This is a genomic window from Vibrio ziniensis, assembly GCF_011064285.1.
Taxonomy (GTDB): Bacteria; Pseudomonadota; Gammaproteobacteria; order Enterobacterales; family Vibrionaceae; genus Vibrio; species Vibrio ziniensis.
In genome coordinates this window covers 1,023,284-1,048,878 of record NZ_CP049331.1, presented here as the reverse complement: position 1 = coordinate 1,048,878, position 25,595 = coordinate 1,023,284, and the positions used below count along the sequence as shown (strand labels likewise).

The window sequence follows — 25,595 nt, the reverse complement described above, 5'->3', positions numbered from 1 at the left end:
ATAAGTGCTTATTCTTGTTTCAATATTGCCCGTTATTCTACCCCTTTACGCAGCATCTGCCTATACCAAGGAATGTACCCTTCTTGTCGCAAAGTAGATAAATGACGACTTTCTGCTCTATAGCTCAGAGTAATCTGTCCTGCATCGCCTGTGTCATACCAAACAACACCTAAACTCGAATACCTATTAATGACCTTCGGATGGGGAAGTTTCCAGCGGTTACCTTTATCTAGTGAGGCAATCGCAATCTCGGGGGAAACTCTTTCAATAAAATCCTCTGTAGAAGAAGTTTGACTGCCATGGTGAGGAACTAGCATCACATCACTTTGCACGACAGCCTTGTCTCTTGTAAGTAACCACTCACCAACAGCAGTGACATCACCAGAAAGCAAAACACTATGGCCAAACTGAGTATCTACAATACGAATAACACATGAATGCTGATTGTAAGCTCGAACGACTCTTTGTGGCGGCCACAACACAGTAAAGGACAAACCTTGCCACTCCCAAGCCTCTCCTCGGATACAGGCTGATGAGTTTTCTATAGTCTGACTAGAATAGACGTGTTTAGGTAGAAACCATTGATTAACATCGAACCTACCACCAGCGTGATCATCATCAAGATGGCTGTAAATCACCGTATCAATCGTTTCTGTTCCTCTTTTTGTAAGTAATGGAGCTATCACTGAACGAACATAACTACCATTTTCCCAACTGCTTCCCGTATCGTAGAGTAAGGTTTTCCCACCCTTTTCAATTAACACGGCTAATCCATGCCCGACATCAAGCACATCCATTCGCCAGTCATAAGAGGGCTCTCTAAAGATAAACACCCCTATCAGAATCGAACTTATCAATACTTGACTAAAGCTACTAATGACGAATCTTGACAGCCAGATTAATGCTAATGTAACTATTACATAGAGATTAGTTTCGTTTATTGCAAACCAACCTGAGCTTGAATATTGAAGAGCCCAAGCGACAGGCTCAAATACACTGTCAGCAATTCGCCACAAATAGTTGATATGCGGAACAGTAAAGCAAGAGCCAATTACCGCGATAAACAATAAGGGCACGACAATGAAAGAAAACCAAGGGATAAAAACCATATTGAACAATATGGATATCCAACTTACACCGCCAAAGAAGTAAGCGCTTATCGGTGCCATAAGCAGTACTAAAATCACCTGCCCCAAGATCAACTTCACCCACCAGCATTTCCATTGTGACATCATAGTGTAGAGATAAATAACAATACAAACAGCAGTAAAAGAAAGCCAAAAGCTGCTAGCTAAAGAAGCAAAGGGATCAACGATAAGCACTGCACTCAACGTAAGCCAAATTCGACGAGAAATAGACACTTGTACACGTAATGAAATCATCGCTACGTTTAACAGACACATGATAAGAGCACGTTGAGTAGGGACAGTAAAGCCGGCTAACCACGCATAGCTGACAGCTAGAGCTGCGCCTAACAGAAAGGGAAACCAAAGTAAGTTCGAATTCAGTCTTGATAATCCAACACCCAACGTATAACCGATACCAAAAGCTATACCGATATGTAAACCTGAAATGGCGACCAAATGAATCAATCCACTATTTCTCAATTGCATCCAATCAGTCTGACTAAGACCTGAACGCTCGCCAAATACCAAAGCGGTAATCATCCCTTTATGTCGACTATTGGTGATGTAACTTTCTACTTTGGCATAAATCCATGATCGCAAGTTCATTCTTGACGTAACTTGAAAACGAGCATTTTTATTAACTGATGCTCTCGCTACCCACCCTTGGCTTAGAGAATATTTCTCAGCGTCGAACCCAACCTCATTTAATCGACCAATAATAGGTTTCACTTTCACTGAAAATTCAAAGTGGTCACCTATTTCTAAAGGGATAGGTGAAAATAAACGAATACGAGCAGGGAACCATGTAGTGATAAAATGGTCATTTATTTGATGCACAACAACGGAACCTTCGTATCCAAAACTAATTTGTTTAAAAAAGCTGTCAACTTTCCCTTTTATGGTAATATCCTGCCCTGCTTGAAAAATGCTACTGGATTGAGTTTTTACTGCGTTGCCATGTGTTATTATCACTAGCAATCCTAGTACGATCCCGCCCCAGTTTCTTAACTTAGTGAATCGAGCACTAAGGATGAATAAAAGTGGGCAAAATAGCGCAAAACCCAAAACTGGCATACTCGGCCAATAGGGCGATGACAAAACAGTGAGCGAAAACGAAGCAAGCGTCCAATTTTTCGATAAGAGAGTCATGGTCCCCTATGCCAAGAAAATTCATCAAAAAATTTATGCCTAACCATGACGTTATTAAACGTCAAAAGGCATTAAAAGTTTTTGGCAATGTCTTATACAACCCTAACTTGTGGTGTCTAAATCGACGTTCAGCTGCAGGTGCATTTGCTGTTGGCCTTTTCATGGCATTTGTTCCACTTCCAAGCCAAATGATCATGTCTGCCGGTCTAGCCATTGCCTTAGGTGTCAATCTGCCGTTGTCCGTTGCACTGGTATGGATTACCAACCCAATTACCATGCCCTTCATTTTCTACATCGCCTATAAACTTGGTGCATGGTTAATGAATATCCCACCGCAACACTTTCACTTTGAACTTACGTGGGATTTTCTGATCCATCAAATGGGCACTATTGCCCCACCATTTCTGTTAGGTTGTGCTGTTTGCTCGGTAATTGCATCAGTCATTGGCTACTTTGGTATTCGTGGTTTATGGCGTTACTCTGTTGTAAGAAGTTGGCAGAAGCGACGTACAAAAGTAACCTGAAATCAAACGGATAAAATGATATACATTCTAACTTGAGATGAGCCCATTGCTCATTAGTGCAACGAATGTAGTGTGAAGATGAAAAAAGGACCATAAGGTCCTTTTTTGTCATTGAGTCGGTTATTTCGAAAGTGATGCCATTCTAGTTAAAAATATGCTCAGATTAAGCTTCGGTGCAGCAGCTATTAGACATCAAACGCAAGCTCGCATCCCTTCTTTTTTTATAACAAAGCGTCCAAGAAACTCCGCCGAGCCACCCTTGGCTCGAAGGGTTTGCTTATCAATGCGCAATCACTGACCAATGAATTTTCCAGATTGATATGAACACTATTTACTGCTTAATACAGCCGCAGGGTTAAGCTTGCTTGCACGCGAAGCCGGATACCAAGTTGCTAGCAGACTTAATGTTATCGCAGTACCTGAAACTAACAGCACATCCCCAGCAATAACCTGTGAAGGTAAGAAATCAACAAAATAGATATCACCCGATAAAAACTGATGTCCAATCAACGACTCTAGACCTTTCAGCATAGGCGTTAAATTCAAAGCAACCAGCACACCAAAGATACTGCCTACCACACCACCAAGTACGCCAGAAAAAACGCCTTGCCAAACAAAAATACGCTTAATGAGACCATCACTCGCCCCCATGGTACGAAGAATTGCAATTTCAGCTGCTCTGTCTTTCACCGCCATCATCAAGGTTGAAACGATGTTAAAGCTTGCGACACCAATCACCAACACCATCACGAGATACATAATGCTGCGCACCATTTGAATATCGCGATATAGGAAACCAAATTTTTGCTTCCAACTCCGTAGATAAACATACTCATTGAGTGTGGTACCCACTTGACGAACCACGTCAGTTGCATTCAAAACATTTCGAACTTTGATAGAAACACCCGTAACCCCATACCCTAAATTAGAATATTGCTGCGCATCTTCAATGGGAAGTAATGCTAAATTGTGGTCAATTTGCCCATTAAGCGCCAAAAGTCCTGCAATTTTGACACGCACACGCTTAGGAGCTTGCACCTTGTTCTCACTGTTAGAGCTAGGAATCATTAGTGTTATGAAATCGCCGACGTTAGCATCTAACTTATCAGCAACACCTTTGCCCAAAATCACTTGTTGTTGACCAGAAGTAAAAGACTGCCACGCATTCTCTGTCACATATTGTGACAAACTGGAGACCGCACGCTCCATTTGGGGGTCAATACCTCTCACTTCTATGGCTTTAAGCTGAGCGCCTTTCTCTGCCAATGCCGTCATTTTTACATAAGGAGCGGCAGCGATAACTTCAGCGTTTTGATTTGCCTTTAGAACGATGTCTTGCCAATTTTCAATTGGTTCTCGAACACCTTCAAACTCACCATGTGGAATTACAGACAAAACACGGTTTTGCAACTCGCGTTCAAAACCATTCATAGCAGAAAGACCGACAATGATGACCGCAACACCAACTGCAATACCTATGGTTGATGAAAGAGAGATGAAAGAAACCATTTTGTTACGCTGCTTGGCGCGACTAAAACGGCCTCCGATAAACATTGATAGTGAAGAGAACACTAAGCCTCCTCCACATCAAGTAGCAAACCATCTCTCATATGCATCTGGCGATCCATTTTCGCTGCCAGCTCTCCATCATGAGTAACCACTAGGAACGCAGTCCCTGATTCTCTGTTCAGTTCTCGCATCAAATCATAAATGGATAAAGCAGTTGTATGATCCAAGTTACCTGTTGGTTCATCAGCCAAGACTAAGTCGGGTTTGTTAACCAGTGCTCTGGCGATCGCGACACGCTGACGCTCACCACCTGACAATTCCGATGGACGGTGCTCTAGTCGATGGCTTAACCCGACTCTTTCTAACAATGCTTGCGCAGCTGCTTTTGCATCAGAAACTTTCATGCCACCAATAAGTAGTGGCATAGCCACGTTTTCCAAGGCCGTAAAATCCGCTAACAGATGGTGAAATTGATAAACAAAGCCCAAATGCTTATTACGAATTTTTGCCTGCTTATTGGAATGCAAACTTGTCAGATCCTGCCCTAAAAACTCTACGCTACCTTCAGATGCGTCATCAAGAGCCCCAAGAATATGCAGCAAAGTACTTTTACCTGAACCTGATGAACCAATTATTGATACCAGCTCTCCACGCTGAACATCAAAACTGACGCCTTTTAATACCTGAGTTTGTAATTCACCTTCTTGGTAAGTTTTGCAAACTTGGTGACAACGTAAAAGGTTATTCATAACGTAAAGCCTCAGCAGGTTTAACAGAAGATGCTCGATAAGACGGGAAAAGTGTAGCTAGAAGGCTTAAACATATCGCCAGCATGATCACTATAAAAATTTGGGTTGTGTTAATCACGACGGGTAACTCACCACCTAACGAGAATAAAGCTACACCCAAGCTATCTAAAAATGCATTTAAGTTGCTTGCCAGCAGTGCACCTAACGTACCACCGATGATGGCACCAATAACTCCACTACTGGCACCTTGCACCATAAAAATTGCCAACACCTGGCGGTCGGTCATGCCTTGTGTTTTCAAAATAGCGACTTCGGCTTGTTTCTCCATGACCACCATAATTAACGCCGAAATGATATTAAAAGCCGCAACGCCAACAATCAGCCCTAGCATTAAGCCCATCATGTTCTTTTCCATACTAACCGCTTGAAAAAGTTCACCTCGTTGTTCCCGCCAGTCAGTCCAATGCCACCCTTCTGGTAGCGTTTTATTGGAGAGCTCTCCGACTACAAATGGGTCTTCAAAAAACAGGCGCCATCCAGATACCGTATTAGCGTTAAATTTCAGAAGTTTTCCTGCATCACTAATGTGAGTAATCATCAACTGACCATCTACATCAGACCCTGTATTGAAAATGCCGGCAACAGTAAAGTTACGTTGACTTGGAATACGGCCTAGTGGGGTGAACTGGCTGGCGCTAGTAACCATCAATCTGACTTTATCATCAAGTGACACGTTAAGACTGCGAGCTAATGTATGCCCCAGAAAGATTTGGTATTCCCCTGCGGTTAAATCTGAAAGACTTCCAGCAATAAGATGATTCTCTATCGGATCATTTTCGCTAGGTTCGATGCCAATCATCAGTCCTGCGGTTAGCTGAGATGCACTCTGTACAACAGCCTCACTGCGAACAATCGGTTCTGGAGCACGCTGACTGGAGAGTTGAGAAATAAAATCGGGTACTTGTGGTGTCAGCAGTGTTTTATCTTGAGATTGACTAATTACAGCCTGAGGCAACACGCCCAGAATGCGACTTTTTAGCTGCGCTTCAAAGCCATTCATAACAGAAAGTACAGTCACTAACGACATCACACCTATAGTAATGCCGGCCGTAGACATATAAGACACGAATCGACTGAACCTATCACCAGAGCGTCCTCGCAAATAACGCAGACCGATGAAGGTCGATATCGGATGAAACATAATAAAAACCAATCGAAAAAGATGGCGATACTGTAACGATAATCACGCCAAGGTTGTAGTTTTTCTTTGCCAAATAAATGTAACAGCCGAATTATTTTACGTTGAAGACAAATATCTAATCAAAATTCCATTATTTGCGAGAAAAACAATTAATTGCGTCCGATACACAGGCTTAGCTTGATTACTTGGTCGGTATGACGATAATCAACAGAGAAAGGAAGGAACTTATATGACAGATCAAGAATTTTTTACTGTACACCACTCGCTCACCATTAACGTCGAACCATTATCGGACGATTTCACCTTTCCTTCATATGAGCATTTCGTCACAGAGATTCCGGCACCATTTGTTGTCGCCAGTGAGTTTAGCCAACTGGACCAACTCAATGATGCAGCCAAGTTAGAACTTAAAAACAGCGACTTCAAACATGTTGTACAGTTACTGGATACTCAGAACTCTAAGCTGAATCTGTTATTAACATTCATGTTGTCTCAACAAGATGATCCCGCGCTACGCCACCAAACGATGACTTTTGGTGCGAGCCAATTATCCTACGTAGCCAGCACTGCTCCAACTGTCGGCACTAAACTTCGCATCAAGCTATTTATAGAACATCCTGCGGCTGCCATTTATTGCTACGCAACCGTACACGGTGTTGAACAACACGATACTGATAAATTGGTCACCGTAAAATACGATTTGCTGCGTGACACAGACCAAGATTTGCTGATCAAAGCAGCCCTCTATCAACAGCAGAAGCTCCTGCGTCAGCGCTCTTTGGATAGAGACAAAATATAAGCGTTTCCATGACTAAAAAAACACGACTCTCAGTCAATTCGGCATTGAAAGCCGGAGACAAAAAGCACGTAGGCAACCTAATAGGTGCTAGTCTGGCGTTGGCGATTGCTGAAATCGCGAACAGCCATACTGGACACACACTTCTCGCGGTACCCGACCCACAGACGGCTCTCAAATTGCTGCACGAAATGGAACAATTCAGCCATGGCGAAGTTGCTCTTTTCCCCGATTGGGAAACCTTACCGTACGATAATTTTTCTCCACATCAAGAGATTATTTCTGACCGAATTGCTCGCCTGTATAATCTGCCGACGTTAAAAACTGGTATCACGATTGTACCTGTAAGTACGCTATTACAACGCCAATCTCCACGAGATTTTCTGCTGCAGTACACTTTGATAGTTAAACGTGGTGATCTTTTCTCCCTAGAGAAACTGCGAATCCAACTTGAGAAATCTGGCTATCGTCATGTTGATCAAGTGTTTGGCCCTGGTGAATACGCAAGTCGAGGTTCTATTCTCGACCTTTTCCCGATGGGTAGTGCTGCTCCATATCGCATCGATTTTTTTGATGATGAGATTGACACCATCCGCACCTTCGATCCTGAAAACCAACGTTCGATTGAAGAGATTGAGGATATCTGCCTGCTACCTGCGCACGAGTTCCCAACGACAGAAAGTGCGATAGAAGATTTCCGCATTCGCTGGCGTCAGAGGTTTGAAGCACGCCGCGAACCTGAATCCGTTTACATGCAAGTGTCTAAAGGCACTTGGCCTGCGGGCATCGAATACTGGCAACCGCTGTTTTTTGAACACACAGAAACGCTATTCGATTATTTACCAACGAACAGTCAGCTCATTTCTGTCGGTGATTTAGAGAAATCCATCGACCAATTCTTAACAGACGTTGCTTATCGCTACGATCAGCGCAAAGTGGACCCACTGCGCCCGTTGCTTCCGCCTGACGAACTGTGGCTCAAAAAAGATGATCTGTTTACTCAGTTCAAAGCATTGCCTCATACCATAATGAGTATCGACCCTGTAGCCGAAAAATCAGGCCGCAGCAATCTTGATATTAGCGCACTTCCCCCGCTTGCAGTTCAACATCAAAATAAAGAACCGCTGGCAGCACTACGCCAATTTGGTGAGCAATTCAAAGGCCAAGTGATCTTTTCTGTCGAATCAGAAGGTCGTCGAGAGGCACTGCTAGAGTTATTGCAACAAATTAAGCTACGGCCACACAGTAAAAACTCGTTCGACGGAGCGCTAGAAAGTAGCGACAAATTTTCGTTGGTACTGGGTTCTTCAGAGCATGGCTTCATTTTCGGTACCGATAAGCTTGCACTTATTTGTGAAAGCGATTTACTCGGCGATCGAGTCATTCAAAGACGCAGAAAAGAACGTAAAACGACAAACAGTGATTCTGTCATTCGCAACCTTGCTGAGCTGAAACCAGGGCAACCTGTCGTTCATATTGACCATGGAATTGGACGATATGTTGGGTTGCAAACTTTAGAGGCTGGTGGCTTAACCACTGAATTCGTAACTCTAGAATACTTGAATGATGCAAAACTCTATGTTCCTGTTTCTTCATTAAATCTGATTAGCCGATATTCAGGTGGTGCTGAAGAGAGTGCACCTTTGCATAAGCTCGGAAGCGAATCATGGACCAAGGCACGCCGAAAAGCTGCTGAAAAAGTTCGTGATGTCGCAGCTGAATTGTTAGACGTCTATGCCAAACGAGAACTCAAACCAGGCTTTAAATTCACGCTGAACAGAGACCAATACGCGACGTTCAAAGCCGGTTTCCCGTTTGAAGAAACTGACGATCAAGCAATGGCTATCAACGCTGTATTGTCTGACATGTGCCAAGCAAAAGCGATGGACAGGCTAGTGTGTGGTGATGTGGGCTTCGGTAAAACCGAAGTGGCTATGCGCGCCGCATTCTTATGTACAGACAACGACAAACAGGTTGCAGTATTAGTCCCAACAACTCTACTGGCGCAGCAACACTTTGAAAACTTCCGAGACCGATTTGCTAACCTGCCTATTCGTGTCGAGGTACTATCGCGTTTCAAGTCAACAAAAGAACAGAAGCAAATTCTACAAGATGTCGCCGATGGAAAAGTAGATATTCTGGTTGGAACTCACAAACTGCTTTCTAACGATATCCAATTTGCAGATTTAGGATTACTTGTCGTTGATGAAGAACACCGCTTTGGTGTTCGTCAAAAAGAGAAAGTGAAAGCAATGCGCGCCGATGTGGATATTCTTACACTGACTGCTACGCCAATTCCTCGTACATTAAATATGGCGATGAGTGGTATGCGTGACCTATCGATAATCGCAACACCACCTGCACGTCGTTTGGCTATAAAAACCTTTGTGCGTCAAAGTGAAGACAGTGTAATCCGAGAAGCCGCATTGCGAGAAATTATGCGTGGTGGTCAGGTTTACTTCCTACACAATCAAGTAGAAAGCATAGAAAAAACAGCCGAAGACTTAGCAAAGCTGATTCCTGAAGCACGAATAACCACTGCTCATGGACAAATGCGTGAACGCGAACTTGAACGAGTGATGAATGACTTCTACCACCAGCGTTTCAATCTGTTAGTGTGTACTACTATTATTGAAACGGGTATTGACGTTCCAACCGCCAACACCATTATCATGAACCGAGCGGATTCATTAGGTTTGGCACAGTTGCACCAGTTACGTGGACGAGTGGGTCGTTCTCACCACCAAGCGTACGCTTACTTGCTCACACCTCCACCTAAGGCGATTACCAAAGATGCGGTCAAGCGTCTTGAAGCGATTGCGTCATTAGAAGACCTTGGTGCTGGATTTACTTTGGCGACCCACGACCTAGAAATTCGAGGTGCTGGTGAGTTATTGGGTGATGAACAAAGTGGTCAGATCCAATCAATTGGCTTTACGCTTTATATGGAAATGCTGGAACAAGCCGTTGAAGCGTTAAAATCGGGTAAAGAGCCATCGTTGGATGACTTACTCCGTGAGCAGACCGAAGTGGAAATGCGCTTACCGGCACTGTTACCGGAAGACTACATCCCTGATATCAACACACGTTTATCCATGTATAAACAAATTGCCAGCGTACATGATGAAGATGAGCTAGCAGAGCTGAAAGTTGAGCTTATTGACCGCTTCGGCAAACTACCGGATGCGGCGTTAAATTTACTCGCTCTTGCACAGCTTAAACTTGATGCTGCAGAACTTAAAATTCGTAAGATTGAAGCCCACGAAAAAGGTGGCTACATTGAGTTCTATCCAAATGCTGACATTAACCCTATGTTTTTGGTTAAACTGTTGCAGTCTCAACCGAAAAAATTTGCGATGGATGGTCCAACCAAATTTAAGTATGCGGTACCATTAGTCGACAGAAGAGAACGAATTCAGTTTGTTGCAGACATGCTGGGTGAATTCCAGCAGAATCTACTTCCAACAGCGTAAAGGCTTTTCCTGAGATCATAAGTTAAAGCCTTAGAAAATGATGTAAGGTGCTGAGCACCGAATGACGGAGTCATAATGAAAAAACTGATCCCATTACTGCTTTTACTTGTTTCTATGCCTAGCTTGGCTGAGAGACAATTCGATATTGAAGTCATCATCTTCAAAAGAGCAGTAGATGCAGAAAAAATCAGCGAATCTTGGCCAGATACCTTGCCTGAAATTAATATGGCGAGAGCGGGCGCCTTTTCGGACGCTACTTACCGTCAAGCAAAAGGCGTTAAGATGCTTGCCTATTCTGATTATCAGCTTAATGACCAAGTCGCAGAGCTGAAGAAACACGCTGGTTTTGACGTATTGTTGCACACAGCATGGCGTCAGGGAGACGAAGCCAGAAATGCGGCTCCTGTATTCCATATTCAAGCGGGTCAAGACTATTCGCGTCAATATCATCCTGATGGCAGCGCGATCGAAAGTGATGTGACACAAACATCAATTGACGGCGTGACAGAAAAAAGCATCGCTAAACCGTTTTACGAATTAGACGGCTTATTGCAAATTTACGTACAACACTATCTCTACGCTGAAGTGATGATGGATTTAAAAGAGCCAAGCGTACGTGAAGTGCTTATGCAAGATGAACCGCTAGTGTTGACGTCAACAGATGAACAGGCTGATGGAACAGTTCAAGCCGGCAACTTAGCGCCAGTATCTCCAACTCGAAAAGTTGAAACTTACTTGAAAAGCTATCGCATCGATCAGAAAAGACGCATGCGCAGTAGTGAAACACACTATCTGGATCACCCTTTGATGGGAATGATTATCCAAGTGCGAAAAGTAGAAGAACAATAAAACCTAAAGCGCCCCACGGGCGCTTTTTCGTATGTAGCTGTAATTATATTGTGAGTAAGAGAAGAGACTATGTTGCCTGATTTTCAAATCGTGACTCAGCGATTACAGTTAAGACTACTCAAACTTGATGAAGCCGAGGCTTTCTCCGATTGCATTCGGTGCTCTCCTTCACTTCATCAGTGGGTAGACTGGTGCCACGAACAGTTTTCAAAAAAAGATGCCGAACAGTTTATCTTAGCGAATCGCTTAAATTGGGTAAAAGCCGACGCTTATGGCTTTGGCGTTTTTGAAAAACAGCAGCAACAATTAGTTGGGATGGTTGCCATCAATGAATTCTATCGAATTTTCAACATGGCGAGTTTAGGTTATTGGATAGCGGATAAGTCTCAACATAAAGGATTTGGAAAAGAGGCCGTCAATGCACTGATTGAATTTTGTTTTAGTCAGCTAAAACTCACTAGAATCGAAATTGTGTGCGATACCGAAAACTTGCCTAGCCAAAAGTTAGCACTAGCCTGCGGAGCTTTAAAAGAAAATGTTGCCCGCAACCGCTTCTTGTTTAACGACCAACCGAAAGACGGAATCGTTTTCTCACTTATTCCTGACTGATACCATTCTGGAAAATTTCCTGATCAGTGAATGGGCGTCGATAAGCAAACCCTCCGAGCCATGGATGGCTCGGCGGAGCTTCAGGGACGAATGAATGCGCGTTTGCGTTTGACGCCTATTCGCTGTTCTACCGATGCTCAGTCTGAGCATATTTTTATCTAGGATAATGGTATAAAGCTAAGTTTGTAGATCAATAAATAAAATCTACAAGCATAAAAAATCCCACTACCGTGAGTGGGATCTTTAATCTAAACCAAACTGATTAATGCAGTTTCAAATTAGGGCGTAACACTCGGTTGATACGACCAACCAACATCATCAAACCTGTTTTGAAAATGCCGTGAAGAGCCATCTGGTGCATACGGTATAGAGAAATATATACTACGCGCGCAATGCGCCCTTCAACCATCATCGAACCTTTGGTTAAGTTACCCATCAAGCTACCTACGGTAGAGAAACGGCTCAGCGATACAAGTGAACCATGGTCTTTGTAAACGTAAGGTTTTAGTTCACGGCCATTGAGCATAGCAACGATGTTTCTAAACGCTTGTGAAGACATCTGGTGAGCAGCTTGAGCACGTGGTGGCACGAATGAACCATCAGGCTGTGTACATTGAGCAAGGTCACCGATAGCAAAAATATTATCGTCACGAGTAGTTTGCAGAGTATCTTTTACCACCAGCTGGTTGATGCGGTTAGTCTCTAGACCTGCGATATCTTTCATGAAATCAGGCGCTTTGATGCCTGCCGCCCAAACCATGATCTGTGCAGTGATTTTCTCACCATCTTTAGTGGTTAAGCCGTCTTTATCAGCTTGAGTCACCATTGTTGCAGTGCGTACATTAACGCCAAGCTTAGTTAGCTCACTGTGCGCAGCAGAAGAGATACGAGGAGGCAAAGCTGGAAGAATACGTGCACCTGCTTCAACTAGGTTTACGTTCAACTTGCTTGAATCTAAGTCACCAAAGCCATATGTACGAAGTTCTTTCACCGCATTGTGAAGCTCAGCTGAGAGCTCAACACCTGTTGCACCAGCACCAACAATAGCGATGTCTACAGTACCTTGGCCATTTTTCGCATGTAGCTTCAAAAACTCATTGTTCATTTCTGTACGGAAACGATGAGCTTGTTCTGGGCTATCTAGGAAAATACAGTTTTCTCGAACACCTGGAGTGTTAAAATCGTTTGAAGTAGAACCAATAGCCATCACCAGAATGTCATAAGCCAATTCACGTTTAGGCATCAGCAACTCACCGTTATCGTCACATAACTCGCTCAACACGATTTTTTTGCTGTCACGGTCAATCGACTCAAGGCTACCCAACTGGAAATCAAAGCTGTGATTTTTAGCGTGAGCACGATAGCTTAGCGCATCAACCCCCTCATCTAACGAGCCAGTGGCTACTTCATGTAGTAAAGGCTTCCATAGATGGCTTGATTTGCGGTCTACAAGAGTAATATCTGCTCGGTTCTTGCGGCCCAAAGTACGTCCAAGCTTAGTGGCAAGCTCAAGACCACCGGCACCACCACCGACTACAATAATTCGTGTCACAACAACATTCCTCAAAAATAATGAAAAATCAAAGTCCAGCATGATAGATTCACACTGAAAAAATTCTTAAGTTCGTACTAAGCTCAACGATTCCGAGGCTAATTTTTTAATGTTACTGGTCCGGGGCTAAACAAGATTTATATCTAAATTCTAGGCAAGTTTTGTATCTTGCTCTTGGTCGTTTTTTTGACTTACATCAAATTTATTTCGAGGCTCACATTATATAGAGCTAAATCCTCTACGCAACCTTATATTCATTCAAATTGTAGGGAATTAAACGATATGCAACACAATAAAAAACGGCCATAAAAACGGCCGTTTTTTTATTTTAAACCTTTGCAATCAAGCAGTTTTGAACGCTTTTATCGCTTGAAGATGTTGTGATATTTTCCGGAACTTATGAGACTGTGTATCATCCCAAATGATGTCGTAATAATCTTCTAGTGCTTTTGCTGTTTGCAAGTTATCTAGCATTTCATCATTACGAGACAAAATAACTAAACAGCGTCCTTTGTTCTTAACACGATACTGCTCCACACATTTGGTTGCTATATCATCGTACTCTTCAGGACGATCAATTTTACCGCTCATATTATTTTCTGGGTACAGATTCGGGTTAAGAATCACTTGCTTGATACCACATAGAAAACCAATACGCTCTGACCAATAACCACCTAAACCTACACCACAAATAATCGGGTTTGGATCATTAGAATGCTCAATCGCTTTGTGGACTTCTTTCAGAAGGTGCTGCATGTCGTGCTTTGGATGTAAGGTGCTATAGCTGACAAAACGAACATCATCATCGATAAATTGTAGTTGCAGAACTTTTTCGTGGTTCCCTGGACTGGTTGAGTCGAAACCGTGTAAATAAATAATCATAATACTCCCCCGCTCCTTGAAGTTTTAATCTACCACGAACAATAAGGTTTTAAAGTAAATCGTACGAAAACTAACGATACATAAATGAGAAACAGTGATCCTAACTACAAAATGTTTCTTTTATTTTAAGAGCCTGATGATAATAGTACTCATCTCCCCACAATTGAAAAGCAAGTAAATACCAAAGCATTGCCATTACTGTAGTTCTAGGTAACCAAGCTTGTGCACCTTCTATCCATGGATCAATATCTTCTATTTCTCGCAACTGACAATAACGAGCAATCGCTTTCACTGGGTTTTCACCAGCGACATCAATGCTTAGAGCTAAATCCATTCTTGGATCAGCAATAGAAGCATATTCCCAATCAATCACTTTGAGCCCTTCATCGGTTCTAACCATGTTATAACCCGCTAAATCAAAATGGCACAGCGAACTTCCTACATTAGTTAAGCCTGGAGGATTTCTCCAGGCTTTATACAGTTTCTCAAACTCAGGGGTTTTTAAGTTATCTTTTATTTGGAACCAATAATGGTCGATCCGAGCAGAAAACGAAAACGGTACGACTGGAATTTTTGTGGCATCGATAGCGTGGATTTTTGTTTGGATCTTTAGCAATGAGTCAAAATCAATTCCATGGTGAAGAGACGCCCCTTCGACCCATTCAACCAATAGCCCTTGATCGCTAATATATTCAGGCTTAGGTCCTATGTGGGTGGGCTCAATGGCCTTGAGAATTTGATGTTCCTGTAAACGAGAGATTGAAAATGCTTTGGTGATAGCTGTGGTTGGCCGCCAAACGTACGCTTTGCCTTTTTGACTGACCACTTTCCAACAACGGTTAGTTAACCCACCGGTTAAGGTTTGTGCGTACTCAGGAGGCAAAGGGAAAAAGTGAGCAACAGACTGCAATGTTGTGTCTAAATGACACGCTTCATGCCAAGACATTCTTGCCATCGCTCACCTCATTACTTCCGAGACTAATTCGGCTTAAAGACCAAGTAAACTCTTAGACTCTTGTTTACGAATTTCAGTTTCATCAGCCCATTCGATTAGACCAGTTTGCAAGTCCATTAAACGCATTGTCATTTTGTAGTAGACGTCTTTATCACTACCCGCATTTTTTACGATACTGGCTAGATTTCCATACAACATATATTGTGCACCAACCATTTTTCCGAACTGAATCGCTGTACTTTGGTTGACGAGTTCATCATTATTTTGAAAGTTCAGTTGTTCACGAACAGATTCTACGCGGTCCATATCAACAAATCGGAATTTACCAGAATTCAGCATTTTAGTGCTGATCGTATCAGTAATCGATTCAGTATCTATATGCTCACTAGTTTTGTTCTTGATTCGCTCAACAAATACGATAGGGCGAGAATCACGAGTAATCGCTGCGACAGAACCCGACATCATCATGCTATCAACCATTTCGCCAGCGATTTTTTGTAGGTCCGTCGAACCAAAATCAACCGTCACTGTTTCTACTGCTTGCGCATCACCGTAACTGACTTTGTTTGAACATCCACCAAGAATCACAGCTAATCCAAGCAACGCAATAACACTCTTTTTCATTTGGCTTCCTCTAAAATTACCTAGTCGTCAGATTCACGGATCTGAATACGAAATTGTTTTCCATTTGGATTTACCGATACCTCTGAAATAGAGATACTTTCCATACCCCGAACAATTGCTTGCTTCCAAGGTGCAAGACGAGTATTCACTTCCAAACCGTTATCGTCATACCAGTAGAATCGGTACTGAATATGTTGATCACCATTGTATTTACTGACCAAACGAACAACACCTCTTGCGTGTCCGTCTGTTTCTACAGTCGAAATATCATCAATAACCAGTCGGCTTCCTAATACGTTGTCCGCAAATAGCACTCTCTGCGATTCACCTTCAACACTTAATCCTGCGGTGTTATTGCTACACCCCATAATCACTAACGTCGTCAGTACAGCTACAAGCCATTTTTTCATCACAATTTCCCTAGTTGCTTATGCCACATAGTTGCATTCGACCCTTGTTGGGATACCCAAACAAGAGTAGTCCCTTGATCCGGCACATTGAAATGGTATGTCTTACCGGCAGCATTCAATGTTTGCTCACCTGATGGAACAATTTCTGTTGTGCCATAAACCGATGCTGGTAACGTAATCCAACTACGTGTATCTGGTTGTTCTGTTAATGTATTCCACACATTTAACACTAAGTTACCAATATCATTTCCATTAGTAGTTTCTTTACGCAACTGATCTTTCGCTATTACACGTAAGGCTTGTCGGATAGCTATCGCTGGCATTTTTTCAGATAAGTTACGCTGTGCCATTAAGTCAACATTAGCTAGTACTGAAGAATTAATCTGTTGTCCATTCAACTGCAAATAAAACTTTTGTTGCACCATATTGTTATAGTATGGCAAAGCCAAAGAATACAGAGCACTACGCCCTCGACTGTCATAAAGAGGTAAAGATAATCGCCAACTTTCCATTGCTTTCACAATGCCTTGTTCATCTAAAATAATGACTCTGCCTTCGCCTTGCCGCAGAGTTTTTGCTAAACCGTACTGTTTTTCCAGCAGAGATAAGTCTTCTTTCATCGCAAGACGCTCTGCAACCCGTAATGTTCCTTCGATAACGGCTTTGTTATCAGGCGCAACAGTCAACGCTCGCCTATAGTCGACATAGGCACTATTAAGATCATTTGAAGCTTCATAAAGAAGAGCAGACAAATAGAGCAGATATCCATTCTGCACGGCCTGCAAAGTTTTGCCTGCGTCTGGATACTTTGAAAGTACACTACCTAGATTAGCGCTGACACCATTTTCTCGTAGCTGATTTTGGGCACTTTCCAATTCAGCTTCGCGGTTGGCACGAGCTTGTTCCTGAACCTGATTAGCTCGTCGCATCTCAACTAATGCGCCATCCAGATCGTTAGCTTGAACGTAGTTAAGGCCGAGATAAAGATGCAAAAATCCTAGCTCGTAATCTGCTGGTTGGTAATCATTCAAATTGTCGTTAACCGCCAGTGAACCGACACTTGTCGCCGTATCTGAAATGGAGATTAGCGCTTTACTTTGCTGCTCTTTTATCGCCGCGTCCGAAAGCTCAAATGTCGCTTTACTTTCGGCATACTGCTCATTCAAAAAATAAACGCGCCCTTTTTCTAAATTATCTAGAATATCGCCTGCAACGTAATCTTCGAACTGATCTGTAGCCTCTGCGTATTGACCCTGCTTAACCGTTTGATAGAAGTTTTGATTTTGTGCACTGTAATGACTGAACAAATTGCCAGCAGTCATGTTAGCGCAGGCACTGAGCAGTAAGCTGGTGATGGAAATCGTAATGTGTCGTACTTTAGCCTTCACCACACACTCCGTAATAAATTAGGATGGAAACAATAACGCCCCGCAACAGGGCATTATTCATTTTAACTCATTAAAAGTGGGCCAAGTGGACGTCCACCAACAAGGTGCATATGAATGTGGTAGACTTCTTGTCCACCGTGAGAATTGCAGTTCACTAATAGACGATAGCCATCTTCTGCAATCCCCTCTTCTTTTGCCAATTTCCTAGCTACTGTAAACATACGACCAAGAGCGAGTTCATCACTTTCTTGCACATCATTAACCGTTGGGATCAGCTTATTCGGAATAATAAGTATGTGGCTAGGAGCACGAGGATTGATATCTCTGAATGCGGTGACTAGATCATCTTGATATAGAACGTCTGCTGGGATCTCTTTACGAATAATTTTACTAAAAATGGTTTCCTCAGCCATAAGGTGCTCCATAGTAGGTATTTTTTATAGTTCAATGTGGGAGTGAGTATGCGTCAAGGCCCTTTAAAGCTCAATACAAAACAATGTCCAGTTAACAAATTTAAACTTTTTTTGTGAGAATTTTCCTAACTTGTAACTTTAGTCTAAAAAGTGACAATTAATGCCGAATAGAATGCACATCACTTAATTTAAGATTATTTGCCATAGAGCATTTTTATTATTTTTTTGTTTTGAGTATGTGTTTACCGGGGGTAGAAGTATGCAAGGTTCCGTTATTAGGCGGATGTATGCTGGATTTGCATTAATCGTCATCATGTTTGCCGTGACCGTTGCTATCATGACTAGTGGAATGAACCAGATTCATTCCAATTTTGAAAGTGTTTCTAACACAGCCTTACCGCTTGTTTCTTTATCGAATAAAACTAGCGTCCAACTATTGTCAGCCGACAAGTCCTTCAAAGACTTTCTAACTACTCAAAATCTGGAACGAATGAGTGACATGCGCAATTCATTTGCGGCTGCAAAAAATAAGTTCAGTGATACCTTAAACCAACTTGAGCAAGCAAGTTCTACACATCCTGATCTCATTGAACGCATTGAAGCACTTAAACAACTGGAAGATAGATATTTTAGCGAAGCAGATAACGCCATGAATAACTATCAAGCAATGTTTGATGCTCAATCTAAAGTGCAGAAATCAACACGGGAATTTCAGCGCTTACAAGCGGAATTAAGTGCTGGGATGAAAGAAGCGGTTGACGGCCAAAACAACATCGCTATTAAGGTCATGGCAAAAAGCTATTTTATGAAGCTACGTGATGCAGAGGTGATCACTTCGGATGCGTTAGCAAGTAACGATGTTGAATTTGTTGAAAACGCCGTAGCCCTTAACAAGAAAGCAGTGACCCACTTGAACTATGCCTACCGAGGATTAGTGACACAGCTTCCTGATATTAAAAATGCTTTCGAAAAGAAAGTTGAACAATTTACCCAAGACATCGGTCAGAAAGGCGGAGTGCTCGATCAACACAACGAATATCTAAAAGCACGAACTGCTTTGTATGAAAATATCGGCAACCTTGCGGTCGAAATTGATAACGCGATGACCATCTTAGATTCATTTAACGAAACAGCGACTAATGACTTAAATGAATCATTAGTCGATGCAGGTGAAGTCTATCATCAAGGACTTTATAAAGCTGTGGGAATTGGTATCGCCGTACTCGTGGTCGCTCTAGCCATTGGCTACCATTTAGCTCAAAGTGTACGCGAACCTCTAAAACGTATTCTGAATACGTTAGAAAGCTTAACTGACGGTGATATGACTCAACGCATCGACATTCGTTATAACAACGAATTTAGTCGAGTCAGCGGCCATATTAATACTCTAGCCGATAGCCTGCATGACATTCTGAAAAAGCTAAATCATGCTTCAGATGCTCTAACGTCTACAGCAAATAATAACCAGACTACATCTCAAGGTGCACAGTCTCAGTTAAATAGCCAACGCGAACAAACAGCAAGTGTGGCAACAGCAATGACAGAGATGGCTCATTCGGTTGAAGAGGTCGCCAATAGTGCACAAAATTCACTGCAAATGGTTCAACAAGTCGAAACCGCATCTGAATCAGGTCGCGTAGTGATGAGCCAAAACATTTCGACAATTAACCAGCTTGAAGCTCGTTTGAATGAGTCAGTAGAAGCGACTAACGATTTGCGTCGAATGAGTAGCCAGATTGGTAGTATTCTTGATGTTATTCGTAATATCGCCGAACAGACTAACCTGCTTGCACTAAATGCAGCAATTGAAGCAGCTCGAGCTGGAGAACAAGGACGAGGCTTTGCTGTCGTTGCGGATGAGGTTCGCGTTCTCGCTAAGCGCACGACCGAATCGACCACTGAAATTGAAAATATGATCAGTAACCTACAATCAAGTTCAACATCAGCAAGTCAAGTGATCGAAAGCTGCATGAAGGATATGGAACAATCGGTTGAGCAAGCTTCAAACGCAAATAGTGCAATGGAAGAAATTCAGGCTCTGATCATCGAAATCAGCCAAATGAGTACACATATTTCTCAAGCAGCAGCAGAACAAAACGAAACGACAGCTAACATCGCTCGAAGTATTGAAGACATCAATCTTATTGCTGATGATAGCTATCGGGCAATGGCGGAAATTGCATCGAACAGCACGAACCTTACTCAACTTGCGTCGCAACAAAGTGAGCTAGTACATAGATTTAAACTCTAGTTGAGCTGTTCATTATAAAAACCAAATTGTAATCATTAAGTAAAAACCACTCTTAGGGTGACCTTTTCTGTAAGGTCACCCTTGTTTTTTCCGCATAGCGCCGTTATATGATAGCTATGGCTTGCGGCAAACCTTTCATACTTAACTCTTTTTGCAAGCCGAACATGAGGAAAAACTATGGCCGTTCATGTTGGCATTATTGACCAAGACCCCGTTCGCTTGGTTACCCCGCTTTTAGATAATAGAACCGCAAGTAGCCACATCGTTTTTATTGGAGATCGTTCGCAACAAGTAATGTATGCACGTTTACACTCAGTGCTCAGTCAGCGCGATATCACTTCCGAATTTTTCGAAATACCAGCAGGCTCTAACGTTGCTGACATTAAAAAAGCGATTAACGTTCTTGCTGAAGACCTAAAACAACGTAATTTGCCTATTAAGCTTAATGCGAGTTGCGGTCTCAGACACAGGCTACTTTGTGTATATGAAGTTTTCCGCACCTACCACTGGCCGATTTTCGTCGTGGAACCGAACAGCGACTGTTTATGCTGGCTATATCCTGACGGTAATGCAGATACTCAAGTACAGGACCATATTACTATTTCTGATTACTTGACGATATTCGGTGCACGTGGAGAATTTAGTGAGCAGAACATTCCGCCTCAGTTGGACGAAAAGCTCTATAACCTAGGTGAACGCTGGGCAAGTAACGCCTTGGAATTAGGTCCAGGTTTAGCAACACTGAATTACTTAGCTACAACCTGTAGAAAAGAGCAGCGTTTGGATGTGGAGCTCTCTGAGAAGCAACAAGGCTATCGTGAACTGAATATGTTGCTTAACGATTTAGTTGAAACTGACATCGCCATCTATAAAAATGGCGTACTGACTTTTGCGAACGAAGATGCTCGTCGATTCTCAAATGGTGAATGGTTAGAAACGCTTGTACACAGTACCGTTAAACAGATTCAAGATGATTTGCCGACAATTCAGGATCGTTCTTTAAACGTACAGGTTTACCGTCAACTGGGTGATAAAGAAGTCCGTAATGAACTCGACATCGCAACGGTTGTGAACAACAAACTGTATATCATCGAATGTAAAACTAAAGGCATGCGTGATGATGGCGATGACACATTATATAAATTGGAGTCTCTTCGCGATCTATTAGGTGGGTTACAAGCACGAGCTATGTTAGTTAGCTTCCGACCTCTTCGTCATAACGATATTACAAGGGCAGAGGATCTAGGTCTCGCACTTATCGGCCCTGATGAGTTGAAAGACCTCAAAACTCATCTTACCGCTTGGTTTAAAGAAGCTGGCGGTAGAGAAAATATATAAACTACCAACTCTAAAATGCGTTAGGTATTAAAAAAGCCCGCTTGCGGGCTTTTTCTATTAAGAATCGTCTTCAGTGAAGTTCGAAGGCAATGTATCTTTCATCTTGTTCCAGATCTGAGCACTATCAATACCATAGTGGCGAATAACTCCTGGTAACTGCTCGCGATCTCCTGACCGACAAATCTCTAATAGATCTCGGTAAAATGCTAGTGAACGCTCGCGAGCTTCAGGGTTAGAGAAGTAGTAACTACCAACACGGTCGTATAACTTTTTCACTCCATTAAAGATTAAACCATATATTTGGTTGCCAGAATGGAATGCTAAACGCTGAAACAACATATAGTCATAGTAGTTAAAGGTCTTAGCAATCAACACTGATTGACGCTTTTCTTCGTCTTTTTCACCATCATCTTTAACATGTTGCTGCAATTTATCTGCAAATGGTGAAGAAGCCATAAATGCATCCCACGATTCTGCAGCTACAAGAGCTTCACAGGATTCAATAACATTAGTAATCGTACGTTCAGAATTCTCTTTATTGATCTTAAATGCATAGCGCATGAAAATCGGACTTATATTCGTACGGGCCGCTAGCAGATCCTCAACAATACTGGTTGCATTATCTGCATCCAACGTCATTAATGTATCTAGAATATGTAAGCCAGATGTTTCCATAAACTGGTTCACTTTTGTTGGCTTACCATGCTGAATAGTAAGCCATCCATCACGAGCTAAACGCTGAAGAACTTCACGCAAAGTTGTTCGAGTTACACCTATAAGCTCAGAGAGTTCTCGTTCTGCAGGTAGGATGGAACCAGGTGGGAATCGACCGTTCCAAATGCTTTCAATAATGTATTTTTCTGCAAAACCTGCTGGGCTTTTTGCCTTAATAACCATTAAGTACTTATCCAGTTTTCTATTTATTAGATTTGATAGGGACTCATCATACCACTAGTTATCACCAAGCGGAAACAAAGCAACCCTAAACTTGTCACAAAGCTGTCGAATGGCAATAGAATTATTTAATGACTAGATTCAACACGTCATATAAATGCTTAAAATATGTTTCAAAACATTTCAACTCGTAACTTTTGATGCACAAAAACCACACTAAAAAAGAGAGTTTTATCACATTAACTATTTATGCAATCGCAAAATAAACTTACTTAAATAGAGCAAGTTACGTGAGCTTGGTTGTATTTACGTACATTTATTCTTCATATAGGCTTGAAAAGAATTTTTTAATTAGCTTCATATTATAAATGAAGCCACAATATCACCCCAAATGATGATTAATACTGACTTCCATACCGCTAAGCAGCTTGTTGACTAAATAAGTTATGCAGGTAGAGTTGCGGTCAGAGTCTAGAGTGCTTGTTTTGATCAGGGAGTGACTTGGCAAGGTTCTAAATAGGTAATTTTCTTTATTACCTCCCTAAGTCGCTGTTGATAATACTTTGATTCATGAGCTTTTAAAGTTCCAATCAAAGCTGGCACATATCCTTGTTAAATTTATTATAACAGTGAGAGTAATTACCATGCCGATGTCCCTTGGAAACGCTTTTATCAAGAATTTCCTAGGAAAAGCACCTGATTGGTACAAAGTTGCCATAATTGCCTTTCTTATTATTAATCCGATCGTTTTCTTCTTCATCAATCCGTTTATTGCTGGCTGGCTTCTTGTCATTGAATTTATTTTCACTTTAGCCATGGCATTAAAATGTTACCCACTTCAGCCCGGTGGTTTATTAGCAATCGAAGCGATTGCAATTGGGATGACAAGTCCAGCTCAAGTAAAACATGAATTAGTTGCCAATATTGAAGTACTGCTACTGTTGGTATTTATGGTTGCAGGTATCTACTTCATGAAGAACTTGCTGCTATTTATTTTCACTAAGATACTACTCGGCATTCGTTCAAAAGTTGCTCTTTCAGTTGCATTCTGTATAACAGCTGCGTTCTTATCAGCCTTTCTAGACGCTCTGACCGTTATCGCCGTAATCATTAGTGTTGCAGTAGGTTTCTACTCTATCTATCACAAAGTAGCGTCTGGGCAGACATTCAACTCATCACATGACCACACCCATGATGAGCATATTTCAGAATTGACACGTGATGATTTAGAGAACTACCGTGGTTTCTTGCGTTCTTTGCTTATGCATGCCGGTGTAGGTACCGCTCTTGGCGGCGTAATGACGATGGTTGGCGAACCGCAAAACCTTATCATTGCAGATCAAGCAGGATGGTTCTTCGGCGAATTCTTAATTCGAATGTCACCAGTAACGGTGCCTGTGTTTTTCTGCGGCATTTTGACTTGTATCTTAGTCGAAAAATTTAAAGTTTTTGGATATGGAAGTAACTTGCCCGTCAACGTTCGTCAAATACTGATCGATTTCGATACTGAAGAGCGTAAAACTCGTACTAATCAGGATATTGCTAAACTTTGGATACAAGGCATTATTGCCGTTTGGCTAATTGTTGGTTTAGCGTTGCACCTTGCAGCCGTCGGTCTAATTGGTCTTTCTGTCATCATACTTGCTACTGCCTTTACTGGTATTATTGAAGAACACTCTATGGGTAAAGCATTTGAAGAAGCATTGCCCTTTACCGCACTGCTTGCCGTGTTCTTCTCGATTGTTGCCGTAATCATCGATCAGCATCTGTTCAAACCGATCATCGACGCGGTACTACATATTGAAGATAACGGCACTCAGTTAGCCCTATTCTATGTAGCCAATGGTTTACTATCCATGGTTTCGGATAACGTGTTCGTAGGTACGGTTTATATCAACGAAGTGAAAGAAGCGATGATGCAAGGAATCATTTCTCGTGATCAATTTGACTTACTTGCAGTTGCAATCAATACCGGGACAAACCTTCCATCAGTGGCAACACCAAACGGTCAGGCTGCATTCTTGTTCTTGTTGACTTCAGCTCTTGCGCCTTTAATTCGTCTTTCATACGGTAGAATGGTGCTTATGGCATTACCATACACCATAGTGCTGACCTTAGTAGGCCTAGCTGGTATCGTCTTCCTGGCTGAACCTATGACACATATGTTCTACGACTTTGGCTGGCTTTCTCATCATTCAGTTAATGCCGTTGGCAATCTTGTTCCTGAAGGTCACTAAAATTTGTATTGAATAGGAAACTATTTCGAGATAAAAAGCTCTGATAAGTCAGAGCTTTTCTATTTAAACACTAAGGATTAACTGTGAATTTCTTTTCTAATTTGCATACCTTTTCTAAAAACCGAGTCTCATGGATATTGTTATTGGGATTTGTATTGTTTTTCGAAGCGAGTGCACTTTTCTTCCAACATGTATTGGTTCTAGCACCTTGTGTAATGTGTATTTATGAGCGTGTAGCGATGTTAGGGATTGGTGGGGCAGCAATTGTAGGGCTAATTGCACCGAAGAACCCACTATTTCGTTGGTTAGGATTTGCAGGTTGGGGCTATAGTGCATACAAAGGACTACTACTATCTCTTCAACACGTTCAATACCAATTTAATCCCTCGCCTTTTGCTACGTGTGATGTTTTTGTTCAGTTCCCTAGTTGGGCACCACTAAATCAATGGTTCCCTTGGATGTTTGAAGCTTACGGTGACTGTAGTAAGATCGTTTGGCAGTTATTCGATTTGTCTATGCCTCAATGGCTAGTCATTATTTTTGCCGGCAATTTAGTTGCATTAGCGATTATCGTTATCGCACAATTCTTCAAAGAGCAAAGACGTTTCTTCAGCTAAGATTCTATTTTTAGAGCTTTAAAATGAACAAAAGGCGCCAGTCGGCGC

General features: G+C 42.1%; 21 protein-coding genes. 9 read left to right on the top strand and 12 right to left on the bottom strand.

Translation table 11 applies throughout. The features are described 5' to 3' along the window. Positions 1-32 precede the first annotated feature (32 nt). Positions 33-2,276, bottom strand: a complete 2,244-nt coding sequence (locus G5S32_RS04705) for a DNA internalization-related competence protein ComEC/Rec2 (protein ID WP_165310835.1) — start codon at positions 2,274-2,276, stop codon at positions 33-35. A gap of 8 nt (positions 2,277-2,284) precedes the next feature. Here G5S32_RS04705 and G5S32_RS04700 point away from each other — a divergent pair, with 8 nt between their 5' ends. After that, on the top strand, positions 2,285-2,800 hold the full coding sequence (locus G5S32_RS04700) for a DUF2062 domain-containing protein (protein ID WP_165310833.1): 516 nt from the start codon (positions 2,285-2,287) through the stop codon (positions 2,798-2,800). Positions 2,801-3,127: 327 nt separating this feature from the next. Here G5S32_RS04700 and lolE read toward each other — a convergent pair whose 3' ends face one another. Genes lolE through lolC form a run of 3 tightly spaced genes read right to left on the bottom strand, consistent with a single transcriptional unit; the run spans position 3,128 to position 6,259 of the window. Then, the gene (gene lolE, locus G5S32_RS04695; protein WP_165310831.1) at positions 3,128-4,372 is read right to left on the bottom strand and encodes a lipoprotein-releasing ABC transporter permease subunit LolE; all 1,245 of its coding nucleotides are present in this window, start codon (positions 4,370-4,372) and stop codon (positions 3,128-3,130) included. After that, positions 4,372-5,058, bottom strand: a complete 687-nt coding sequence (lolD, locus tag G5S32_RS04690) for a lipoprotein-releasing ABC transporter ATP-binding protein LolD (RefSeq protein WP_165310829.1) — start codon at positions 5,056-5,058, stop codon at positions 4,372-4,374. The genes lolE and lolD overlap by 1 nt, the downstream gene beginning before the upstream one ends. Then, complete coding sequence (gene lolC, locus G5S32_RS04685) at positions 5,051-6,259, bottom strand: lipoprotein-releasing ABC transporter permease subunit LolC (RefSeq protein WP_165310827.1); 1,209 nt, start codon at positions 6,257-6,259, stop codon at positions 5,051-5,053. The genes lolD and lolC overlap by 8 nt, the downstream gene beginning before the upstream one ends. Positions 6,260-6,488: 229 nt before the next feature. On the opposite strand from lolC, the gene G5S32_RS04680 reads away from it, so the two are divergent. From G5S32_RS04680 to G5S32_RS04665, 4 genes are all read left to right on the top strand, one after another. Further along, complete coding sequence (locus tag G5S32_RS04680; protein WP_165310825.1) at positions 6,489-7,058, top strand: PilZ domain-containing protein; 570 nt, start codon at positions 6,489-6,491, stop codon at positions 7,056-7,058. 8 nt (positions 7,059-7,066) lie between these two features. Then, the gene (gene mfd / locus G5S32_RS04675) at positions 7,067-10,528 is read left to right on the top strand and encodes a transcription-repair coupling factor (RefSeq protein WP_165310823.1); all 3,462 of its coding nucleotides are present in this window, start codon (positions 7,067-7,069) and stop codon (positions 10,526-10,528) included. Between the two features lie 75 nt (positions 10,529-10,603). Beyond that, on the top strand, positions 10,604-11,377 hold the full coding sequence (locus G5S32_RS04670) for a peptidoglycan binding protein CsiV (protein WP_165310821.1): 774 nt from the start codon (positions 10,604-10,606) through the stop codon (positions 11,375-11,377). Between the two features lie 69 nt (positions 11,378-11,446). Further along, positions 11,447-11,986, top strand: coding sequence for a GNAT family N-acetyltransferase (locus G5S32_RS04665; RefSeq protein WP_165310819.1), 540 nt, complete (start codon positions 11,447-11,449; stop codon positions 11,984-11,986). A gap of 262 nt (positions 11,987-12,248) precedes the next feature. Here the strand turns inward: G5S32_RS04665 and G5S32_RS04660 are convergent, their stop codons facing one another. The 7 genes from G5S32_RS04660 to hinT all read right to left on the bottom strand — a co-directional run bounded on the left by G5S32_RS04660 (position 12,249) and on the right by hinT (position 18,210). Then, positions 12,249-13,538 (bottom strand): NAD(P)/FAD-dependent oxidoreductase, encoded by a 1,290-nt coding sequence (locus G5S32_RS04660; protein WP_165310817.1) that lies wholly within the window; start codon positions 13,536-13,538, stop codon positions 12,249-12,251. 342 nt (positions 13,539-13,880) lie between these two features. Further along, positions 13,881-14,420, bottom strand: coding sequence for an alpha/beta hydrolase YcfP (ycfP, locus tag G5S32_RS04655; RefSeq protein ID WP_165310815.1), 540 nt, complete (start codon positions 14,418-14,420; stop codon positions 13,881-13,883). Between the two features lie 100 nt (positions 14,421-14,520). Next, positions 14,521-15,375: a phosphotransferase gene (locus G5S32_RS04650; RefSeq protein ID WP_165310813.1), complete on the bottom strand. Its 855-nt coding sequence runs from the start codon at positions 15,373-15,375 to the stop codon at positions 14,521-14,523. A 33-nt stretch (positions 15,376-15,408) separates the two neighbouring features. Continuing rightward, entirely contained in the window at positions 15,409-15,999 is a 591-nt protein-coding gene (gene lpoB / locus G5S32_RS04645) for a penicillin-binding protein activator LpoB (protein ID WP_165310811.1), read from the bottom strand. 20 nt (positions 16,000-16,019) lie between these two features. After that, on the bottom strand, positions 16,020-16,409 hold the full coding sequence (locus G5S32_RS04640) for a YcfL family putative periplasmic lipoprotein (protein ID WP_165310809.1): 390 nt from the start codon (positions 16,407-16,409) through the stop codon (positions 16,020-16,022). After that, positions 16,409-17,797, bottom strand: coding sequence for a COG3014 family protein (locus G5S32_RS04635; RefSeq protein WP_165310808.1), 1,389 nt, complete (start codon positions 17,795-17,797; stop codon positions 16,409-16,411). The genes G5S32_RS04640 and G5S32_RS04635 overlap by 1 nt, the downstream gene beginning before the upstream one ends. 62 nt (positions 17,798-17,859) lie before the next feature. Beyond that, positions 17,860-18,210: a purine nucleoside phosphoramidase gene (hinT, locus tag G5S32_RS04630; protein WP_165310806.1), complete on the bottom strand. Its 351-nt coding sequence runs from the start codon at positions 18,208-18,210 to the stop codon at positions 17,860-17,862. A gap of 259 nt (positions 18,211-18,469) precedes the next feature. On the opposite strand from hinT, the gene G5S32_RS04625 reads away from it, so the two are divergent. After that, positions 18,470-20,461: a methyl-accepting chemotaxis protein gene (locus G5S32_RS04625; protein WP_165310804.1), complete on the top strand. Its 1,992-nt coding sequence runs from the start codon at positions 18,470-18,472 to the stop codon at positions 20,459-20,461. Between the two features lie 177 nt (positions 20,462-20,638). Continuing rightward, positions 20,639-21,799: a DUF1887 family protein gene (locus G5S32_RS04620; protein ID WP_165310802.1), complete on the top strand. Its 1,161-nt coding sequence runs from the start codon at positions 20,639-20,641 to the stop codon at positions 21,797-21,799. A 57-nt stretch (positions 21,800-21,856) separates the two neighbouring features. Here G5S32_RS04620 and fadR read toward each other — a convergent pair whose 3' ends face one another. Next, complete coding sequence (fadR, locus tag G5S32_RS04615; protein WP_165310800.1) at positions 21,857-22,696, bottom strand: fatty acid metabolism transcriptional regulator FadR; 840 nt, start codon at positions 22,694-22,696, stop codon at positions 21,857-21,859. Positions 22,697-23,337: 641 nt separating this feature from the next. Between fadR and nhaB the strand changes: the two genes are divergently transcribed. Beyond that, positions 23,338-24,930 carry a Na(+)/H(+) antiporter NhaB gene (gene nhaB / locus G5S32_RS04610; RefSeq protein WP_165310798.1) on the top strand — a complete coding sequence of 531 codons (1,593 nt, stop codon included), beginning with the start codon at positions 23,338-23,340 and terminating at the stop codon, positions 24,928-24,930. A gap of 83 nt (positions 24,931-25,013) precedes the next feature. Beyond that, positions 25,014-25,547, top strand: a complete 534-nt coding sequence (dsbB, locus tag G5S32_RS04605) for a disulfide bond formation protein DsbB (RefSeq protein WP_165310796.1) — start codon at positions 25,014-25,016, stop codon at positions 25,545-25,547. Positions 25,548-25,595 lie beyond the last annotated feature (48 nt).

Excerpts from the sequence above, each read along its gene's own strand:
- G5S32_RS04705 (WP_165310835.1), bottom strand. The coding sequence starts at position 2,276 with ATGACTCTCTTATCGAAAAATTGGACGCTTGCTTCGTTTTCGCTCACT.
- G5S32_RS04700 (WP_165310833.1), top strand. The coding sequence starts at position 2,285 with ATGCCAAGAAAATTCATCAAAAAATTTATGCCTAACCATGACGTTATT.
- lolD (WP_165310829.1), bottom strand. The coding sequence starts at position 5,058 with ATGAATAACCTTTTACGTTGTCACCAAGTTTGCAAAACTTACCAAGAA.
- lolC (WP_165310827.1), bottom strand. The coding sequence starts at position 6,259 with ATGTTTCATCCGATATCGACCTTCATCGGTCTGCGTTATTTGCGAGGA.
- G5S32_RS04680 (WP_165310825.1), top strand. The coding sequence starts at position 6,489 with ATGACAGATCAAGAATTTTTTACTGTACACCACTCGCTCACCATTAAC.
- mfd (WP_165310823.1), top strand. The coding sequence starts at position 7,067 with ATGACTAAAAAAACACGACTCTCAGTCAATTCGGCATTGAAAGCCGGA.
- G5S32_RS04670 (WP_165310821.1), top strand. The coding sequence starts at position 10,604 with ATGAAAAAACTGATCCCATTACTGCTTTTACTTGTTTCTATGCCTAGC.
- G5S32_RS04665 (WP_165310819.1), top strand. The coding sequence starts at position 11,447 with ATGTTGCCTGATTTTCAAATCGTGACTCAGCGATTACAGTTAAGACTA.
- ycfP (WP_165310815.1), bottom strand. The coding sequence starts at position 14,420 with ATGATTATTTATTTACACGGTTTCGACTCAACCAGTCCAGGGAACCAC.
- G5S32_RS04650 (WP_165310813.1), bottom strand. The coding sequence starts at position 15,375 with ATGGCAAGAATGTCTTGGCATGAAGCGTGTCATTTAGACACAACATTG.
- lpoB (WP_165310811.1), bottom strand. The coding sequence starts at position 15,999 with ATGAAAAAGAGTGTTATTGCGTTGCTTGGATTAGCTGTGATTCTTGGT.
- G5S32_RS04640 (WP_165310809.1), bottom strand. The coding sequence starts at position 16,409 with ATGAAAAAATGGCTTGTAGCTGTACTGACGACGTTAGTGATTATGGGG.
- hinT (WP_165310806.1), bottom strand. The coding sequence starts at position 18,210 with ATGGCTGAGGAAACCATTTTTAGTAAAATTATTCGTAAAGAGATCCCA.
- G5S32_RS04625 (WP_165310804.1), top strand. The coding sequence starts at position 18,470 with ATGCAAGGTTCCGTTATTAGGCGGATGTATGCTGGATTTGCATTAATC.
- G5S32_RS04620 (WP_165310802.1), top strand. The coding sequence starts at position 20,639 with ATGGCCGTTCATGTTGGCATTATTGACCAAGACCCCGTTCGCTTGGTT.
- fadR (WP_165310800.1), bottom strand. The coding sequence starts at position 22,696 with ATGGTTATTAAGGCAAAAAGCCCAGCAGGTTTTGCAGAAAAATACATT.
- nhaB (WP_165310798.1), top strand. The coding sequence starts at position 23,338 with ATGCCGATGTCCCTTGGAAACGCTTTTATCAAGAATTTCCTAGGAAAA.